The organism is Variovorax sp. EBFNA2, from assembly GCF_033802765.1.
GTDB lineage: Bacteria > Pseudomonadota > Gammaproteobacteria > Burkholderiales > Burkholderiaceae_C > Variovorax > Variovorax paradoxus_H.
In genome coordinates, this window is sequence record NZ_CP138497.1 from 282,673 (window position 1) to 298,151 (window position 15,479).

At 64.7% G+C, this 15,479-nt stretch carries 16 protein-coding genes; 3 read left to right on the top strand and 13 right to left on the bottom strand.

The annotated features are described in order from the left end of the window. The first annotated feature begins 100 nt into the window (after positions 1–100). Positions 101–1,084, top strand: coding sequence for a Bug family tripartite tricarboxylate transporter substrate binding protein (locus tag RZE79_RS31650; RefSeq protein ID WP_319362198.1), 984 nt, complete (start codon positions 101–103; stop codon positions 1,082–1,084). Positions 1,085–1,194: 110 nt separating this feature from the next. Here the strand turns inward: RZE79_RS31650 and RZE79_RS31655 are convergent, their stop codons facing one another. Then, positions 1,195–2,091, bottom strand: a complete 897-nt coding sequence (locus tag RZE79_RS31655) for an oxidoreductase (protein ID WP_319362199.1) — start codon at positions 2,089–2,091, stop codon at positions 1,195–1,197. An 88-nt stretch (positions 2,092–2,179) separates the two neighbouring features. On the opposite strand from RZE79_RS31655, the gene RZE79_RS31660 reads away from it, so the two are divergent. Both RZE79_RS31660 and RZE79_RS31665 read left to right on the top strand, forming a co-directional pair. Further along, the gene (locus RZE79_RS31660) at positions 2,180–3,058 is read left to right on the top strand and encodes a MurR/RpiR family transcriptional regulator (protein ID WP_319362373.1); all 879 of its coding nucleotides are present in this window, start codon (positions 2,180–2,182) and stop codon (positions 3,056–3,058) included. Further along, the gene (locus RZE79_RS31665) at positions 3,058–3,918 is read left to right on the top strand and encodes an EamA family transporter (protein ID WP_319362200.1); all 861 of its coding nucleotides are present in this window, start codon (positions 3,058–3,060) and stop codon (positions 3,916–3,918) included. The genes RZE79_RS31660 and RZE79_RS31665 overlap by 1 nt, the downstream gene beginning before the upstream one ends. Before the next feature lie 21 nt (positions 3,919–3,939). On the opposite strand, the gene RZE79_RS31670 is transcribed toward RZE79_RS31665, so the two are convergent. The 12 genes from RZE79_RS31670 to RZE79_RS31725 form a co-directional block, all read right to left on the bottom strand. After that, positions 3,940–4,812, bottom strand: a complete 873-nt coding sequence (locus tag RZE79_RS31670) for a LysR substrate-binding domain-containing protein (RefSeq protein WP_319362201.1) — start codon at positions 4,810–4,812, stop codon at positions 3,940–3,942. Positions 4,813–4,839: 27 nt separating this feature from the next. After that, the gene (locus RZE79_RS31675) at positions 4,840–6,081 is read right to left on the bottom strand and encodes an MFS transporter (protein WP_319362202.1); all 1,242 of its coding nucleotides are present in this window, start codon (positions 6,079–6,081) and stop codon (positions 4,840–4,842) included. A 226-nt stretch (positions 6,082–6,307) separates the two neighbouring features. Next, positions 6,308–7,030, bottom strand: a complete 723-nt coding sequence (locus RZE79_RS31680) for an ABC transporter ATP-binding protein (RefSeq protein ID WP_319362203.1) — start codon at positions 7,028–7,030, stop codon at positions 6,308–6,310. Further along, positions 7,011–7,775 carry an ABC transporter ATP-binding protein gene (locus RZE79_RS31685; RefSeq protein WP_319362204.1) on the bottom strand — a complete coding sequence of 255 codons (765 nt, stop codon included), beginning with the start codon at positions 7,773–7,775 and terminating at the stop codon, positions 7,011–7,013. Before RZE79_RS31685 ends, RZE79_RS31680 begins: the two co-directional genes overlap by 20 nt. Next, positions 7,772–8,785, bottom strand: a complete 1,014-nt coding sequence (locus RZE79_RS31690) for a branched-chain amino acid ABC transporter permease (RefSeq protein ID WP_319362205.1) — start codon at positions 8,783–8,785, stop codon at positions 7,772–7,774. The genes RZE79_RS31685 and RZE79_RS31690 overlap by 4 nt, the downstream gene beginning before the upstream one ends. Continuing rightward, positions 8,782–9,651, bottom strand: a complete 870-nt coding sequence (locus tag RZE79_RS31695; RefSeq protein ID WP_319362206.1) for a branched-chain amino acid ABC transporter permease — start codon at positions 9,649–9,651, stop codon at positions 8,782–8,784. Before RZE79_RS31695 ends, RZE79_RS31690 begins: the two co-directional genes overlap by 4 nt. A gap of 15 nt (positions 9,652–9,666) precedes the next feature. After that, positions 9,667–10,845 carry an ABC transporter substrate-binding protein gene (locus RZE79_RS31700; RefSeq protein ID WP_319362207.1) on the bottom strand — a complete coding sequence of 393 codons (1,179 nt, stop codon included), beginning with the start codon at positions 10,843–10,845 and terminating at the stop codon, positions 9,667–9,669. A gap of 80 nt (positions 10,846–10,925) precedes the next feature. Further along, entirely contained in the window at positions 10,926–11,567 is a 642-nt protein-coding gene (locus RZE79_RS31705; protein ID WP_319362208.1) for an isochorismatase family protein, read from the bottom strand. Next, positions 11,564–12,607, bottom strand: a complete 1,044-nt coding sequence (locus RZE79_RS31710; RefSeq protein ID WP_319362209.1) for a 2,5-dihydroxypyridine 5,6-dioxygenase — start codon at positions 12,605–12,607, stop codon at positions 11,564–11,566. Before RZE79_RS31710 ends, RZE79_RS31705 begins: the two co-directional genes overlap by 4 nt. A gap of 25 nt (positions 12,608–12,632) precedes the next feature. After that, complete coding sequence (locus RZE79_RS31715; protein ID WP_319362210.1) at positions 12,633–13,628, bottom strand: amidohydrolase family protein; 996 nt, start codon at positions 13,626–13,628, stop codon at positions 12,633–12,635. 17 nt (positions 13,629–13,645) lie between these two features. Beyond that, the gene (locus tag RZE79_RS31720; RefSeq protein WP_319362211.1) at positions 13,646–14,161 is read right to left on the bottom strand and encodes a nuclear transport factor 2 family protein; all 516 of its coding nucleotides are present in this window, start codon (positions 14,159–14,161) and stop codon (positions 13,646–13,648) included. Continuing rightward, a complete protein-coding gene (locus RZE79_RS31725; protein WP_319362212.1) occupies positions 14,158–15,465 on the bottom strand; it encodes a Rieske 2Fe-2S domain-containing protein in 1,308 nt (435 codons plus the stop codon). The genes RZE79_RS31720 and RZE79_RS31725 overlap by 4 nt, the downstream gene beginning before the upstream one ends. Between the last annotated feature and the right edge of the window lie 14 nt (positions 15,466–15,479).

The following is a 15,479-nucleotide window of genomic DNA, read 5'->3' on the forward strand; positions in this document are numbered from 1 at the left end:
GCCAAGCGTCGTGGGTCGCCGCGCGCTCGAACCCCCGAGTGGCCTCGTGCCGACGCCACAGCAAGCGATGTGACCTCGCTGAATTTCCTTGGAGCAACTCTTGAACAAACCGAGTACCGCCTGGCTCTGCAGCCTCGCACTCATCGTTGCCGTGCCCTTCGGCACGTCGTCGGCCACGGCGCAGTCGGCCAGCCGCCCGCCCGCAAGGATTCTTGTGGGCTTCTCGCCTGGCGGGACACTCGATGTGGTCACACGCGCGCTTGCGGATCAGCTGCATGAGCCGCTCCATCGCACGGTCGTGGTGGAGAACAAACCCGGCGCCGGCGGAAAGATCGCGGTCGATGCGCTGCGTGCCGCGCCGAGCGACGGGAGCGTGGCCATGCTGTGCCCTGACTTCCTGCAGTCGATCTATCCGTTCGTCTTCAACAAGCTCAACTACGCTGCGCAGCGGGACATCTTGCCGGCGTCGACGGTGGTCGAGTTTCCGATGGCACTGGCTGTACCCGCATCCTCGCCCGTCAAGACCTTTGCCGAATATGCCCCATGGGTGCGCGCGCATCCTGAGCATGCCAACTTCGGCCATGCCGCATCGGGAGGCCCGACCCATTTCCTGGGATTGCAGATCGCCAAGGTCATCGGCACACCGCTGCAGGACGTGCCGTTTCAGGGCGCAGCCCCGATGATCGTGAACCTCGTCGGTGGCAATGTCGCCGCGGGAAGTTCGACGGTCGGAGACTTCGCGCAGCATCACAACGCCGGCAAGCTTCGAGTGCTGGCAGTCACCTCTGCGCAGCGCTCGCCGCTTCTGCCCGACGTTCCGACGTTCGGCGAACTCGGTCGAAAGGAGCTCACCGCCGTGGGCGTATTGGCCATCTGCCTGCCACCTGGAACGCCTGCGGTCGTCGTCTCCGAATGGAGCACCGCGATCCGAAAAGCGGTGGCAACCGAGCAGTTCGCGCGCAAGATCCGCACGCTCGGCTTCGTGGAGGCGGGAAGCTCGCCGGCCGAGGCTCGAGCCCGGTTCGGCGAAATGCGCGCCTTCTGGGAGCCGGTGGTCAAGGCTTCGGGATTCAAGGCGGACTAGGGTGTGGGCCGCGAAGGCCGGTGTTCGCACACTGGCTGGACAGCAACTCGACGCAGGATTGCAGGCGCTGCAGAGGAAGAGGCGCGACGGTGCGCGCAGCGGCCGCGGGATCAGCCAGGGCCATCGCTCGCGGCCGCGAGCAGCGGCACCAGGATATCGCTGATCGGCGTCGCGACGCCCAGAGCCCGGCCGCGACGCGCGACGACACCGTTGCGGATATCCCATTCGAGCGGCCGACCGGCTTCGCGATCCGTGAGGATGGACGTGCCCATGTCTGCGGGAGAGGCCTGGAACCTGTCGAGAATTTCCTGGGGCACCCCGTCGTCGAGTTCTGCGCCTTCGGCGCGTGCCACGGCCAGGCATTCCCGCAGATAGGCAAGGGCGAGTGCGGCGATATCGGACCGGCCGAACATGCCGCTGCGGCGGTGCGTGAGCACCATGAGTCCGGCCACCGCGTTCTGCAGCAGTTTGCGCCAGGCCAGCGCGTGGAAGTTCGCCGCGAGTTCGACGCGGCACTGTGTGCCTTGCAGCGCCTCGGCCACCACGCGGGCGGGTGACGTGTCTGGCAGGCTCAGGCGCATGTCTGCGCGCAGGCGCACCGAGCCGTCGGCTTGGGCCTGCACAGGGAACCACACGACCGCGGGAACGACCTGCGCGGCCCGGGCATGCAAAGCGACCCGCTCCAGTTGCTCGACGCCGTTCTGCAGAACGCACACGACGGTCTTCGGGCCACTCAACACGGCGAGCCAGTCTGCCGTCGCCTCGATCTGTGTCGCCTTGACCGCCAGAAACACGAGGTCAACCGTCCCGCCGATTTTTGCGGGATCCACCCGCACCGGGCCGTCCACGGTGATGAGGCGATCGCCATCGTGAAGCGTCAGGCGCGCCCGGGGTGTGCGGCCGCACAACAACGGTGTACGACCGGCTTCGTGCAGTGCCGCCGCGATCGCGGTGCCGATGGCGCCCGGACCCACGACCGCGATGGATGCGGCCCTTGGTGTATTCATGAACACAGACTCCTTCGAGCGCCCCTTCAGCGTTCCGTACACGCCGTGCTTGCGCGCGTCACCGGTGCAATGTAATCTATTACCTATCATGAAGAAATATGGTAATGCAGTTTCAGGCAACGAGCGCTTGTTGCAATGGATCGGAAGCATCCAGGCCCGAACCGGCGATCTGGCTGCCAGCGAGGCAAAGGTCGTCGAACTCCTGCTCGTCGATCCCCTGTTTGTGGGCGCGAGCACGACCGCGCAGGTGGCTGCCCGCGCCGGCGTTTCCCCACCGAGCGTGATCCGCGCAGCGCGTGCGATCGGGTTCAGCGGTTTCACCGAACTCAAGATCGAGATCGCGCGTGCCCGCGGTACCACCGGGTTCTTCGCACCATCTGACGTGCTCACCGCGGATGCGACGACCGCTGCGGTGCTCGAGGCCTCGATCCGCGCAGGCACTGACGCACTGATGGCGCTCGGCGGCGCCCTGGAGCTGTCGGCGCTCGAGCGGGCGGTCAGCACCATCGAGCAGGCGCGCCAGGTGATGGCATTCGGAGCCGGCCCCTCCGCGACGGTCGCCGCCGATGCGGTCTTCCGACTGCGCGCGGTCGGCGTGACGAGCATCGGCATCGCGGACCATCTGTCGGCAATGATCGCGACACGGCTCCTGGGCCCCGGTGACGTCGTCATCGCCATCAGTTCGACGGGACGCACCTCGACGACCCTCGCCATCGCCGATGCGGCAGCTTCTGCCGGCGCCTCGCTCATCGCCGTCACCAACCAGTACGGCACGCCGCTGGCGAGCCTCGCGAACATCGCGCTTGTCGTCGGCGGGGCACCACTGACGGCCCAGATGGCCGCGGCCGGGAGTCGGCTGGCGCAGCTCGTGGTGATCGACGCGCTGGTCGCGGCTGTCGCGCTGCGCGACCCGCAGCGCAGCCGCCGCGCCGAACGGGCGGGCATCGACCTGCCCGATATCGCCTGATGCTGCCCGGCACCGTCGCGATGGTCCTCGCCGCGGCGCTCGCCCATGCGGTGTGGAACCTGGCCTCGAAGTACAAGCGCGGTGATGCCTTCCTGTTCGTCTGCGCCTACACCTACGCTTCGGCGCTGCTGTGTGTCCCGATCAGTCTCGTCTTCATGGCGGATGGGCCGCCAGTGCTCGGCTGGCAACTCGCGGCGGGCGCCGCTGTCTCGGCCGTGTTGCACACCGCCTACTCTCTGACGTTGCAGGCCGGCTACGAACGCGCCGAGCTGGGGGTGGTTTATCCGGTCGCCCGCGGCACCGGGCCGGTGCTGGCGATGCTGTTCGCGATCCTGCTCCTGGACGAACAGCTCGCCGTTGTGGCGATGTTCGGCGCTTCGCTGGTCGTGGCGGGCATTCTCGTCGTCACCGGCAACCCGTTCAGGAGCGCAAGCCGCCGGCCGCTGCAGGGCTTGCTCTGGGGCGCCGCGACGGGGGCCACCATCGCCGCCTACACCGTCTGGGACGGCTACGCGGTCGTTGCGCTGCACCTGGCGCCTGTGAGCTACTACGCGGCTACGCTGCTGCTGCAAAGCCTGATCCTGACCCCCGGTTTGCTGCGCCGGCGCCATCGCATCCGAGCGGCCATCCGTGTCGACGCCGTGCCGATTCTCATCGTGGCTGTGTTCTCCCCGCTCGCCTACATCCTCGTTCTCACCGCCATGCTGAAGGCGCCGGTGGCGCTCGTCGCGCCCCTGCGCGAGTCGTCCATCGTCATCGGCTCACTCGTTGCATGCCGACTGTTTGGCGAGGGTCATCTCGCGCGCCGCATGGCCGGCGCGGTGATCGTGCTGGCGGGGATCGCGGCGATCAGTCTTTGACGCCTTCTTCGATACCCCCTGCTACCGGACAGAACGGATCCAATCTCTGAAGAGCTTCACGGGAGCCTCTGCCGCTTTCAGCGGATCGCAGACCAGGTAGTACCCGGACTCCGTTCTGGCCACGTGATCCACAGCGATGACGAGCCGCCCGCTGCGCAGGTCATCGTCCACGTAGGCGCGCTGGGCGATGGCGATCCCCAGCCCGTCGGCCGCTGCCTGGTAGCACAGCGCAGCATTCGCCAAGGTGATTCCATGCAGCCGCGGGGAATCCACAAGTTCGGCCGAACTGAACCACAGCGACCAGGCTTCCGGGCGCATCATCGAGTGCAGCAGGTTGGCTTGCAGCAGGTCTTGAGGTGTCTTCAGATGCCTGGCCAGGTGGGGTGCGCAGACGGGAAGAAATTCGTCGTCGAAGAGGTGATCCAGTTCGACATCGGCCCACTCTCCCATGCCATGCCGGATCGCGCAGTCAGCGCCCTCGAGCCGGATGTCGTCGGCCATTGCGATGGTCGAAATCTCCAGGTCAATGTCGGGGTGTTGCGCGTAGAAGCCGCGCAGGCGAGGCACCAACCATCGGATGGCCAGGCTCGGCGTCACCTTCAGGCGCAGCCGCTTGTCCAGCTGGACATCGACCACGTCATTGAGCGCATCGTTCAGCCGGTCGAAAGCGTCCGAGACGCGGTGGGCCAGTCGTTTGCCCACCGCGGTGAGTTCGATCTCGCGGCCGGATTTCTGGAACAGCTGAGCTCCGAGCCCGACCTCCAGCTGCTTGACTTGCTGGCTGACTGCGCCGGGCGTCACATGCAGAACCTGAGCGGCGCGCGTGATCCCCTTGGCGCGGCACACTGCATCGAACACGCGCAGCGGGCCCAGGAGCGCACGGAGACTGTGCATCGTGACCAAAGTGAAGGCGCAGCGAACTCAGTGCTCGCCCGGACCCGCCGCTGCGGCCGTGCCGCTCGCGTGCCCGGCGGCCGGACGGTCCGTGAGGCAAAGCATTGCGGCCGCAAGCAGCAGTCCCGCGGCCAGACAGAGCCACGAGACATAGCTGCCGGAAATGTCAAAGAGCCGTCCCGCGAGAAATGGCCCGATGCCGGCGCCGATGGCCACCGTGGCATAGACACCTCCGAAGAGGGTGCTGTAGAGGTTCAGCGGGAATTTTCGGCTCACCAGATAGGCTGCGAGGTCGAACTCCGCGCCGACCGCGAAGCCTGTCATGAGCAACCCCGGAAGCACCAGCGCCGGTTGGCCTGTGGCCAGCAGCAGCATGCCGGTGGCAGACAGCATGAAGAGCGTCGCCGACAAGCGCGCGGCATCGAACACGTCCAGCAGAAAGCCGGTGACGATCCGTCCGACGATGACCGCCACGCCAAGGATGCTGGCGAGACCGGCGGCGCGGCTCGGGGAAAGCCCCAGGTCGGTGAGCATCGGAACGACGTGCACGATCGTGCCGAAGATGCCGACCGAGCACAACAGGAAGACCGCGGCAATGCGGAAGAAGCGCGGATCGGCCAGCGCCTTCAGATTATTTCCGGCTGAGGCACGGCGGCCCTTGTCTGCAGGGGCCGCATCCGCGCCCCGCAGGAAGTAGGCAATCGATGGCAAGAGTACAAGGACAACCGCCGCAAGGCCCAGGTAGGTGGCGCGCCATCCGAAATGGGTGATGGCCGGCGTGACGATCAGCGGAATCAGGATGGCCCCGACGCCCGTTCCGGTGATGGCGATGCCCAGCGCCAGTCCGCGTTGGCGAGAGAACTTGCCCACGAGGATCTTCGTGAAGGACAAGGGCGAGGTCGCGCCACCGAGCAGTGTCAGGACCGTGACCAGCGCCAGAAAACTGGCCAACCCCTGTGTCCAAACGCCCAGAAGCAGGAACGAGGTCGACAGGCCCACCAGGGAGAGCAGGGTGACGCGTCGCGCGCCGTACCGGTCGATCACCTGCCCGATGAACGGCGCCGCGCATCCGAGCAGCACGCTGCTGATCAGCGAGCCCAGGGACGCGGTGCCTCGGGTCCACCCGAACTCGGCGGCGAGCGGCTTCAGAAACAGACCTGAACTGTAGAAGTACAGCGATGAGACGCCGCTGGCCAAGCCGAGGAAGCAACCCAGGACGTAGCGCCAATGCTGCCGCAGTTCTGAAGATGAATGAGGAGAGGGCGCCATGTGCGGATCCTTATGACGAAGTGAAAGTGAACGGTGGAACGGCGCGGTCGTCGCGCACGCCGAGAAGAAACTCGCAGCGCCCCTTCGCCCGCAAAAAGCAGCCGAACGGAGCCGACGGATCGGTGGCTTCAGTGCTCGACCGCGCCGAGTCGATCAGCGCTGCGCATCGCCTCGTGAGAGTGGGCCTTCCTTTCGAGGTCACGTTGAACCAACGATGAATTCGTCTTCAGCACTTCTGGATGCCGATGGTGCGGTTCAGCAATGCCTCTTCGCCGCTCAGTACCGCTGCTGACCCGCAGTAGGCGGCCAAGCCGCGTTCCAGCACGATCACATTGTTGGAGAACTCGAGAACGACATCCACGTGCTGCTCCACGATGATGCAGCCCACGCCCAGCTGATCACTCATCCGGACGATGGCGTCCATCAGCTCCTCGCGCACCATCGGCGCCAGGCCTTCCAGCGGTTCGTCGAGCAACAGGATGCGCGGCTGCCCGACGAGTGCGCGTGCCACGGACAGCATTTGCTGCTCGCCACCCGACAGCTGCGTGCCTCCGTTGCGTCGACGCTCCTTGAGCCGCGGAAACAGCGCATAGATCGGGGGCAGGGCAACGCTGGCCGAGCGTCCCTGCAGGCCCGACAGCAGGTTCTCCTCCACTGTCAGTGAGGGGAAGATGTCGCGGCTTTGCGGCACGTAACCGAGGCCAGCGCGCGAGCGTGCGTAGGTGCTCGCGCTGCTGATGTCGTTGCCGCCGAAGTGAATGCGCCCCTTCATCAGGTCGGCCAGGCCCATGGCTGTCGCGAGCGTCGTGGTCTTGCCGGCGCCGTTGCGTCCGATCAGACCGAGGCGCTCGCCTTCGCGTACGCTGAAGCTCAGATGCTCGAGCACTGGCAGGCCGCCATAGCCTGCAGTGACGTCGTCGAACCGGAGTTCAATGGTGGGCTTGGGCATGACCGTCTCGTCCGAAGTAGATTTGCTTGACCTGCTCGTTGGCAGCGACTTCCTGTGGCGTCCCCTCGACCATCACCGCACCGGCGACCAGGACGATGATGTGCGACGCGAACCGGAACACCAGGTCCATGTCGTGCTCGATCAGCAGGACGGACAGATCCTTGGGCAAGCCCGCGATGGCTTCCATGATGCGGCCGCCCTCACCCTGTGGCACGCCTGCGCCCGGTTCATCGAGGAGCAGCACCTGGGGCCTCATCGCGAGTGCAAGGGCGATCTCCGCAAGCCGCTGCTCGCCCAGTGCCAACTGTCCCACCACCCGATTCGCATAGGGATGCAGCCCCAGCATGCCGAGTGTCTCGTCGACATCTTGCTGCACGCGTGTGGAACGCGTCGGCGAGGGCCACCACTGCATGGAAGCCCGGTGCCGCTGCAACACGGCGACCTTGACGTTGTCCGCCACAGTGAGTTCCTTGAACAGGCGGCTGATTTGGAACGTGCGAACGATGCCGTTGCGCACGCGTGCGTACTGGGGCAGCTGGACGATCGAGCGGCCGTCCAGCTGAATGTCGCCCGACTGCGGGCGCAACGCCCCGCTCAGGAGGTTGACCAACGTCGTCTTGCCGGCGCCGTTCGGCCCGATCAATGCCGTGCGGGCTCCCTGGGGGAGGGACAGCGTGACGTTCTGCGTGACCGCCAGGCCGCCAAAGGAGTGACTCAGGTGATGAGTCTGGAGTCGGTGGGTCATCGTGCCACCCCGCTGCGGCCAGGCCGCTTGGTGTACGCCACAGCGCGGTCCACAAGTCCGATCAAGCCTTCGGGCAGGACGATGAGTACGACGATCAGCATCGACCCGATGAAGAACAACCAGTGATAGGGGTTCAAGGTCGATGCGATGTGATGGATAGTCATGTACGCGACGGTGCCCAGCACGGCGCCCGACAGACGGCGCGTTCCACCCAGCACGATCATGACCACGACTCCGGCCGATGTCGTGAAATCCAGCATGAAGAGGTTGGCGACTTTGCTGGTCTGCGCTGTCAATGCGCCAGCCAGCCCCGCCACGATGCCGCCGACGGTGTAGACGGCCAGCAAGTGCAAGTAGACGCGCCCCCCCAGCGCCTGAACTCGTCCGGGATCTTGCCGGATGGCCCTGGCCGTCAGGCCGAACGGTGACTCCACGAGGTTCCTCAGCAGGAAGTACACGAGCACAAGTGCACCCAAGGCATAGAAGTAGCCCGTGTGGCTCAGGAAGTTGAATTCCCAGATGCCCAGCAGGGGAGCGATGCTGAAACCGGCAAGCCCATCGTCGCCGCCCGTGAGCCACCTCGCCCAATTGGCCAGTTCAAGCAGCAGCTGGGCGACCGCGATGGTCAGCATGACCAGCGTCAGTTTGGTTGACCGCAGCATGACGGCGCCGCTCAGCAGCGCGATCACGCCGCCGCCCAGCCCGCCCAGCAGCAGGCCGACGATCGGGTCTGCCGTCAGATACAGCGCCGTCCAGCCCGCGACGTAGGCACCGCTGCCGTACAACGCGGCCTGCCCCAGGGTCGCGATGCCGGCCTGTCCCAGCACGAGACTCAGCGACAGCGCGAAGATGGACATGGTCGCCATGTTGGTGAGCAGGCCGAGATCCTGCGGAAACAGCACGAAGGCCAGCAGCCCCACCAGCATCAGCACGAGCTCTCCGCGCAGTTGCATCCACGGGCGGGCGCGAGACGGTGCGGTCATCGTCATGGGCGCACTGACTGCGTTCATGCGTGTCTCCCGAACAGCCCTTGCGGGCGAACCAGCAGGACGATGATCATCGTCAGGAAAAACGCAGCCGATGCGAGCTGCGGAACCATGTATTTCATCGAAGTCTCCACAATGCCGAGCAGCAACGCTGCAAAGAATGAGCCGAACAGATTTCCGTTGCCTCCCACAGCGACGACGGCCAGGAGGATCACCAAGTATTTGGAGGCGTAAGTCGGCTCCATGGGCAGCAATTCCGCGCCGGCTATGCCTCCCAGCGCGGCGAGCGCTGCACCCATCACGAAAGTGGCGGCATAGATCTTCGTCGTGTCGATGCCGATGGCTCGTGCGATGGGCGCGTTGTCGACGGCAGCGCGTACCCGGATGCCAAAGGACGATTTGTCCACCGCCAGCCAGAGAACGCAGACCACAACGAGCCCACAGGCCACAACGATGAGGCGATGCCGAGGGATGGACCGAAAGCCAAGATCGACCGTGCCGTTGAACAGCTCCGGCAGCGCCACCGATGTCACCGTCGAGCCGAACAACAGATTCACCGCGGCGGTTGCCACGAACATCAGTCCGATCGTCACCAGCATCTGATCGAGATCGTCGCGTCGATAGAAGCGCCGTAGCAGGATGCGCTCGAACAGCAGCGCAACCAGTCCCACCAGGACGATGGCCAGCACGAAGCCCAGCCAGATCGGCACGCCCAGGCGTTGCGGGATCGTGGCTGCGAAGAAGCCGCCGAGCATCGCGAAGGCGCCATGGGCCAGATTCACCACCCGCATCAGGCCCATCGTCATTGACAGGCCCACTGTGATCATGAACAGGATCATCGCGTACGCGATCCCGTCGATCAGAATGCTGCTAAGAAGCGCGAGAGACATGCTGCGGACTCTGGGTTACTTGGACGCGTTCTGGGTGCGGCCGTAATCGGGCTGCATCTCGAACGTGCGGAATTCCCGATTGACGTAGCGCCCGGACGGATCCTTTTCGACCACGCGCATGTAGACGTTCTGCACGAACTCGCGGGAGGCCGGGTCGATCTTCACGGGGCCACGCGGACTTTCCCAGGAATGACCCTTGGCGCTGGCAAGCGCCTTGGCGCCGTCGCGCTTCCCATCGGTTGCCTTGACCATGTGATAGATCACATGCAGACCGTCATACGCGTTCGCAAGCTGGACGGTCGGAATGGCCTTGGGGGCAACCTCGCCGAGGGCCTTGATGACGGCGTTGTTCAAAGGAGAGTTGTGCGTTGCCGAATAGAACATGCCCGTCTCGATGCCCAGAAGATCCGGGCCGATCGCTCGCAGCTGGTCCTCATCGGTCTCGGCCGTGCCGAGAAAGCGCACGCCGGCCGCCCTCAATCCGGCCTCGTTGTATGCCTTGACCATCGCGTAGGTCGCAGGTCCGCCTGGGGCAAAGACGTACAGGGCATCGGGCTTGAGCGCCTTGACGCGCTGCATCAGAGGACCAAAGTCGGTTGTCTTCAGCGGCGCGCGGATGGCCTCGAGCAGCTTGCCTCCGCCGCTGACAAATGCCGTGGTGAAGCCCTTCTCGGCGTCCAGGCCGGGACCGAAGTCGCTGACGAGCGTGACCACGTTCCTGACGTTCTTCTCCAGCGCGTACTTGGCCACAGGCACCGCCATCTGCGGCAAGGTGTACGAGGTGCGCAGCAGGAAGTCCGACTTGTCCAGAAGCGAAGATGTCGATGCGTTGAAGATCACGACCGGTACCTTGGCCTCCTGCGCGAGCGCAGCCACAGCCAGGGTGTCAGGGGTGAAATAGAGGCCGGCGATGTACTGGGCGCCTTCCTTGACAATCAGTTCCTGTGCCAATGCCTTGGCTTGCGCGGGGTTGATCTCCGGAAGGTCGCGATAGATGACTTCGATCGTGTGTTTGCCCACGGTCGTGCCATTGAGCTTCTGGTACGCCTTGGTCGCACCCTCCCAGGTTTGCCCCACGGCCGAGAACGGTCCGGACATCGGCGCGATGACGCCAACCTTGATGACGTCGGCGCGGGCCTGAAAGGCGATCGTCGCGAGTGAGACCGCCAAGGCGGCAACGAATTTGATGGTCATTCTTTTCTCCAAATGGTGGGGCATGTCTGGCCCCCTGAGCGCCAGGGGGTCGAACGAGGTGACGTTCCTTCGAACGGATGTCAGACCGAGGCACTGTTTTCTGCCCTGGTGGTCGCCTCAAGCGCGACATCACGGGCCATCAAGGTCGCGTACTTCTGATTCATGTCGAACAGGTTGGCCTCGTGGGCCTGCAGCGATCGGTCGCCCACGCAGTCGGTCACGACGAGGGGGCGGAACCCGTGGCACATGGCGTCGACCACACTGGCGCGGACACAGCCGCTGGTCGTGCACCCGGCAATCAGGACGGTTCGTATGCCGCGCAGGGACAACCAGGCGGCCAGCGAAGTCCCGAAGAAGGCCGAGGGACTGGTCTTGCGCAGCACCAACTCGCCTGTCACCGGCTGCAGTTGCGGCACGATCTGACTTTCCGGCGCATCCTCGCGCAGGGCAAGGATGGGAGGCACCTTGAGCGCGAAAATGTTGGCGTCGGCGCCATCGTCCTGATACACGACCCGCGTATGCACGACCGGCCATTGGCGCTGGCGCGCTTGGGCAAGAAGCCCGCGCGTGCATTCGATGGCCGGGCCGATGTTGCCGCCGCCAAACGTGAGCGGATCGGCGAAGCCATTGATGAAGTCGATGATCAACAGGCCGTAGGGCGCAATGGGCGCCACGGCATTGCCGAACCCTTGCTTCTGGTAGATGTCTTGATCGAAACTCATTGGAAGGCCTCGTCGATCACCTTGCCGTCGCGGACCACGACGATGTCATCGAGCGCCACCGTGCAATTGCGCAGCGGAATGTCGAGGTGACAAGGTGTGGTGCGAGAACCGCCGGCCTCGTTGTTCGGACCCAGAGAGAACAGGAAGTTGCCTTCGAACGAGCGCGCATCCTGGCCGGTCGTCGCCTCCCGGTCCATCAGCGACAGTGTGTGCCAGTAGCACCGTGGCTGCATCCCCCAGCCGATGTGCGCGATGGCGTAGGCCTCGGGGTCCTTGTAGGCTTCCATGAATTCGCGCAGCAAGGCGGCATCGACGTCACCTTCGATGCTGCGCACGAAGCCGCCGCTCAGATTCATCGTGATCTTGTCCGAGACATAGTTCTTCTGCGGCAGCAGGATGTCCCCGCGATCGATCACGATGGTGCCGTCGCTGCCGCCCTCGTTGGCGAAAGTGAAGAGAAAGCCGCTGGGCCAGTGGTCCCAGCGCCCGGGTTCCTCGCAGAAGCCGTACTCGGTGATGACCGGAAATTCGCCGAGCTGGAACGTCACGTCCGTGCCGGCTGGCGACGTCACGTGCATCCTCTTGGCCTGCTTGAGAAGCTTCGACGCGTCCAGCACGCGCTTGCGATCGGCTTCGGTCGGCACTGCCCGCACCAGGACTTCCGGTGGCTCCACGGCCAGCAGGATCTTCGTTCCCGACTCGAGGATCTCCATCTGCTCGGGCGAGAACAGCAGCAGCATCAAGTCCAGGACGAGGTCGCTGTTCTTCATCGCCGCCAGCGCGGCCGGGTTGTCGGTCAGGGGCGTTGCACCCAGGTAGCTCATCAGGTCGCGGCTGGTGGCCTTCTCCGCGTTGATGGGTTGCAGCTCGATCCTCGTCACGATCGCGCCCGCAGCCTGCGCGGCGATCGTTGCTGTCTGGAGCGTCTGCGGATGCGTGTGGGGACCGCAAAGAATAGAGACCGTCTGTCCGCGCTCGACTTTGCTGAGCTTCAGGACCTCGTCCCAGGCCTTGACCATCTGATAATCGCTGACTGCCATTTTTTTCGTCCTTTGGAGTGAAGTGTCAGAACTGCAGCAGCGCCAGGTCTTCCGGGCTGCCTAGCTTGAAGAGCCGGCGCGCATTGCCATGGCACACCTGTGCCCGGGTCCTGTCGTCCAGGGGCGCGTCTTCGATGAAGGCGCAGGCCTGGGCGGTGGACTCGTAGGGGTAGTCCACCGAAAAGAGCACGGCCTGTGCCCCGAGCTCGCCAATGGCGCCCAGCAGGGCCGGTGCGGAGCACACGCCGGACGTGGTGATCAGGATGTTGCTGCCGATGTACTCGCTGGGTTTGCGCGCCAACTTGATGTCGGATGGATATGCGGCGAAACGGCTGTCGATGCGCCAGCGCTGGTACGGCAGCGCCTCCCCCATGTGGCCCAGCACCAGGGTCAGGCGGGGGAATCGGTCGAACACCCCGCCGAACAGCAGGCGCAACGCATGGCCCGCTGTCTCCACGCCCCATCCCCATGCCGCGCCCTGGAGCACCGGCATGCCTTCGAGCAGGGCCGGTGCCTGGCTGAACGCGTTGGGATGCAGATAGATGGGCACGCCGAGCGCCTGTGCGCGCTCCCAGAACACATCGAACGCGCCACCTTCGTAGTAGCGACCCAGGGTATGGCCGTTGATCATGGCGCCTTTGAAGCCGTGTTCGACGACGGTGCGCTCCAGCTCCTTGGCCGCGGCGCTCGGATCCTGCATGGCCACGTGGGCGAAGGCGCCGAAGCGCTGCGGATGGCGTGCCACGCGCTCGGCAAGGAATTCGTTGTTCTCGCGCGCGCGGCGCACGGCGGTGTCGCGATCCGCCTCGGCCTGTACACCGGGCATCGTTTGCGACAGCACGACGTACTCGATGTTCCCTGCGTCCATTTCCGCAAGACGCTGATCGTCGAAGTCGGCCAGCCTGGCGTCGAGCTTGGCGACGAATTCGGCGGGCAGCGCTCGCGTGTAAGGGGCGGAGTAGGCGTCGAAGCCGGGAGCGCAGAAGTGCTCTTCCAGTGCGATCTTTGGGATTTGATTCATAGTCTTCCTAGGTGGCCTCAGACCGGGTACGCCAAGGCGGTGTCGAGAATTTCCGTGTCGTGGATCACTTCGCGGCTGGCAAGCAGCAGCCGTTCGCCTTCGCGCACGAAGCGGTCGTGATAGACCCCGGCCAGGTGCACCGTCGATGGGCCCTCCACCAGGGTCTGCATGAGGATGAAGGGCGTCTGGGAACTGATCGTGTCTCCCGTCTCTTGCAGTACGCGCGCAATCCCCAGCACATGCAACATGTGCCGCGGCGCGAACATCTGCGAGTGCGCGACGGCGAGGGCGCGGTCGATGATCATGTCCAGGCCTTCGCAGTAGATGAGCCCCACGGGCATGTTCAAGAGCGCGTTCTGGCGCGAGGTCACGCGGTACGTCGCTTCCTGGCTGAAGAAGTCCGGCCAGCGTTCGACGTCGTTCGCATCCAAGACCGCGCAGTACTCGACGTGAAACGACTCGATCTCGGCGCGCAACTCGGCTGCGCGTCGCGGCGAGATGGTGGTCTTGGCGTAGGCGAGCCGATCCTTCATGCTTCCTCCGCAACACGGATGTCCATCACGTCCCGGTAGTACTGGTAGAGGGAGCGGATGCAGGACTCGGAGATGAGATTGCGTGCCGTGCCCTGGTGGCCGGCATCGAGCTTGACGACGTTGTTGTCCGTGGACGAGTTGCGCAGGCCTTCCTGGACGAACTTCAATGCCTCGTTGTCCTCGAGACCCAGGAAGCCGGCCGGGCCCATCAGGTTGCCCTGACGCAGGCGGTGCCGTGTCATCTCCGGCGTGTCGTCCTCGTACCCGAACATCGTCCACTGCATCACCATGCTGTTCGGACCGTTCGGGATGATCTGGCGCACACCCATCGTGTTCATCTGGCGCTGAACGATGAGGTTCGGCCACATGGTCATCATGTTGGCGGACCAGGGCGACTTGAACTCTCGAACGTAGTCCAGGAACCGTTCGTCGCGCAACCGGAGGTTGTCGCTGAAGGAACGCATCTGCGCCTTGTCGTCGTCCGCGACAGTGGCATAGATCTCGTCCGGCTTGGCCGATGCCATGAAGCCATGGCGGCCATGCGCCTTGTCCGCAAACACGATCGACTTGATGCCGGGAACCAGCAGGCCAAACACCACGAGAAACGAATGCAGCAGCGTCGCGTGGTACGGATCCTTGAGGTTCTCGTGGTACATCTTCCAGTTGCAGGGAAGCTCGTTGCGGCAGTAGCCCAGGATCTTGAGTTTCTTGCCCGAGAAGGGAACGTCGAACTCCTCGACGATCTCCTGGGTCATGTACTCTTCCAGGGGCGGGGTCTTGTCGGAGTAGGTGGCGAACACCACGCCGTTGCGCGTGGCCACGCGCAACTGGCGGGTGCCGTGGTCAGCGTTCTTGAAGTCCGCCGGCATGCCACCGACCTTGTTGATGCCGCGCTTGAACGGAACGCCCTGCAGGTTTCCCTTGAGGTCGTACGACCACTGGTGGTAGGGGCAGACGAACTCCTTCGTATTGCCCTGGCTGGCGCGACAGAACTCAGCGCCGCGATGGGCGCAGCGGTTCTCGAAGACGGAGATCGTGTGGTCCTCGGCGCGAACGATCACGACGGCCGTGGCGCCGACGTAACCGCGCTTGTAGTCGCCCGGGTTGGGAATCTCCGCTTCCAGGGCGACAAAGTTCCAGGTGTCCCCCCGAAAGATGCGCTCGATCTCCTGGTCATAGATCGCCTGGCTGGTGTAGACCCAGTCCGGAATGTTGTTCATGGCGTCCGCTGGCCAGACGCACTGTTCCAAGGGCGGGTTCTTTCGGGCATTCGTGATGCCGATGACCGCCTGCGATTGATACATGAAAGCTCCTTAGC

What these genes read in the sequence shown, in the direction of transcription:
- RZE79_RS31670 (WP_319362201.1), bottom strand. Translation starts at nt 4,812, where the DNA reads ATGCACAGTCTCCGTGCGCTCCTGGGCCCGCTGCGCGTGTTCGATGCA.
- RZE79_RS31660 (WP_319362373.1), top strand. Translation starts at nt 2,180, where the DNA reads ATGAAGAAATATGGTAATGCAGTTTCAGGCAACGAGCGCTTGTTGCAA.
- RZE79_RS31675 (WP_319362202.1), bottom strand. Translation starts at nt 6,081, where the DNA reads ATGGCGCCCTCTCCTCATTCATCTTCAGAACTGCGGCAGCATTGGCGC.
- RZE79_RS31680 (WP_319362203.1), bottom strand. Translation starts at nt 7,030, where the DNA reads ATGCCCAAGCCCACCATTGAACTCCGGTTCGACGACGTCACTGCAGGC.
- RZE79_RS31725 (WP_319362212.1), bottom strand. Translation starts at nt 15,465, where the DNA reads ATGTATCAATCGCAGGCGGTCATCGGCATCACGAATGCCCGAAAGAAC.
- RZE79_RS31695 (WP_319362206.1), bottom strand. Translation starts at nt 9,651, where the DNA reads ATGTCTCTCGCGCTTCTTAGCAGCATTCTGATCGACGGGATCGCGTAC.
- RZE79_RS31655 (WP_319362199.1), bottom strand. Translation starts at nt 2,091, where the DNA reads ATGAATACACCAAGGGCCGCATCCATCGCGGTCGTGGGTCCGGGCGCC.
- RZE79_RS31710 (WP_319362209.1), bottom strand. Translation starts at nt 12,607, where the DNA reads ATGGCAGTCAGCGATTATCAGATGGTCAAGGCCTGGGACGAGGTCCTG.
- RZE79_RS31685 (WP_319362204.1), bottom strand. Translation starts at nt 7,775, where the DNA reads ATGACCCACCGACTCCAGACTCATCACCTGAGTCACTCCTTTGGCGGC.
- RZE79_RS31690 (WP_319362205.1), bottom strand. Translation starts at nt 8,785, where the DNA reads ATGAACGCAGTCAGTGCGCCCATGACGATGACCGCACCGTCTCGCGCC.
- RZE79_RS31665 (WP_319362200.1), top strand. Translation starts at nt 3,058, where the DNA reads ATGCTGCCCGGCACCGTCGCGATGGTCCTCGCCGCGGCGCTCGCCCAT.
- RZE79_RS31700 (WP_319362207.1), bottom strand. Translation starts at nt 10,845, where the DNA reads ATGACCATCAAATTCGTTGCCGCCTTGGCGGTCTCACTCGCGACGATC.
- RZE79_RS31705 (WP_319362208.1), bottom strand. Translation starts at nt 11,567, where the DNA reads ATGAGTTTCGATCAAGACATCTACCAGAAGCAAGGGTTCGGCAATGCC.
- RZE79_RS31715 (WP_319362210.1), bottom strand. Translation starts at nt 13,628, where the DNA reads ATGAATCAAATCCCAAAGATCGCACTGGAAGAGCACTTCTGCGCTCCC.
- RZE79_RS31720 (WP_319362211.1), bottom strand. Translation starts at nt 14,161, where the DNA reads ATGAAGGATCGGCTCGCCTACGCCAAGACCACCATCTCGCCGCGACGC.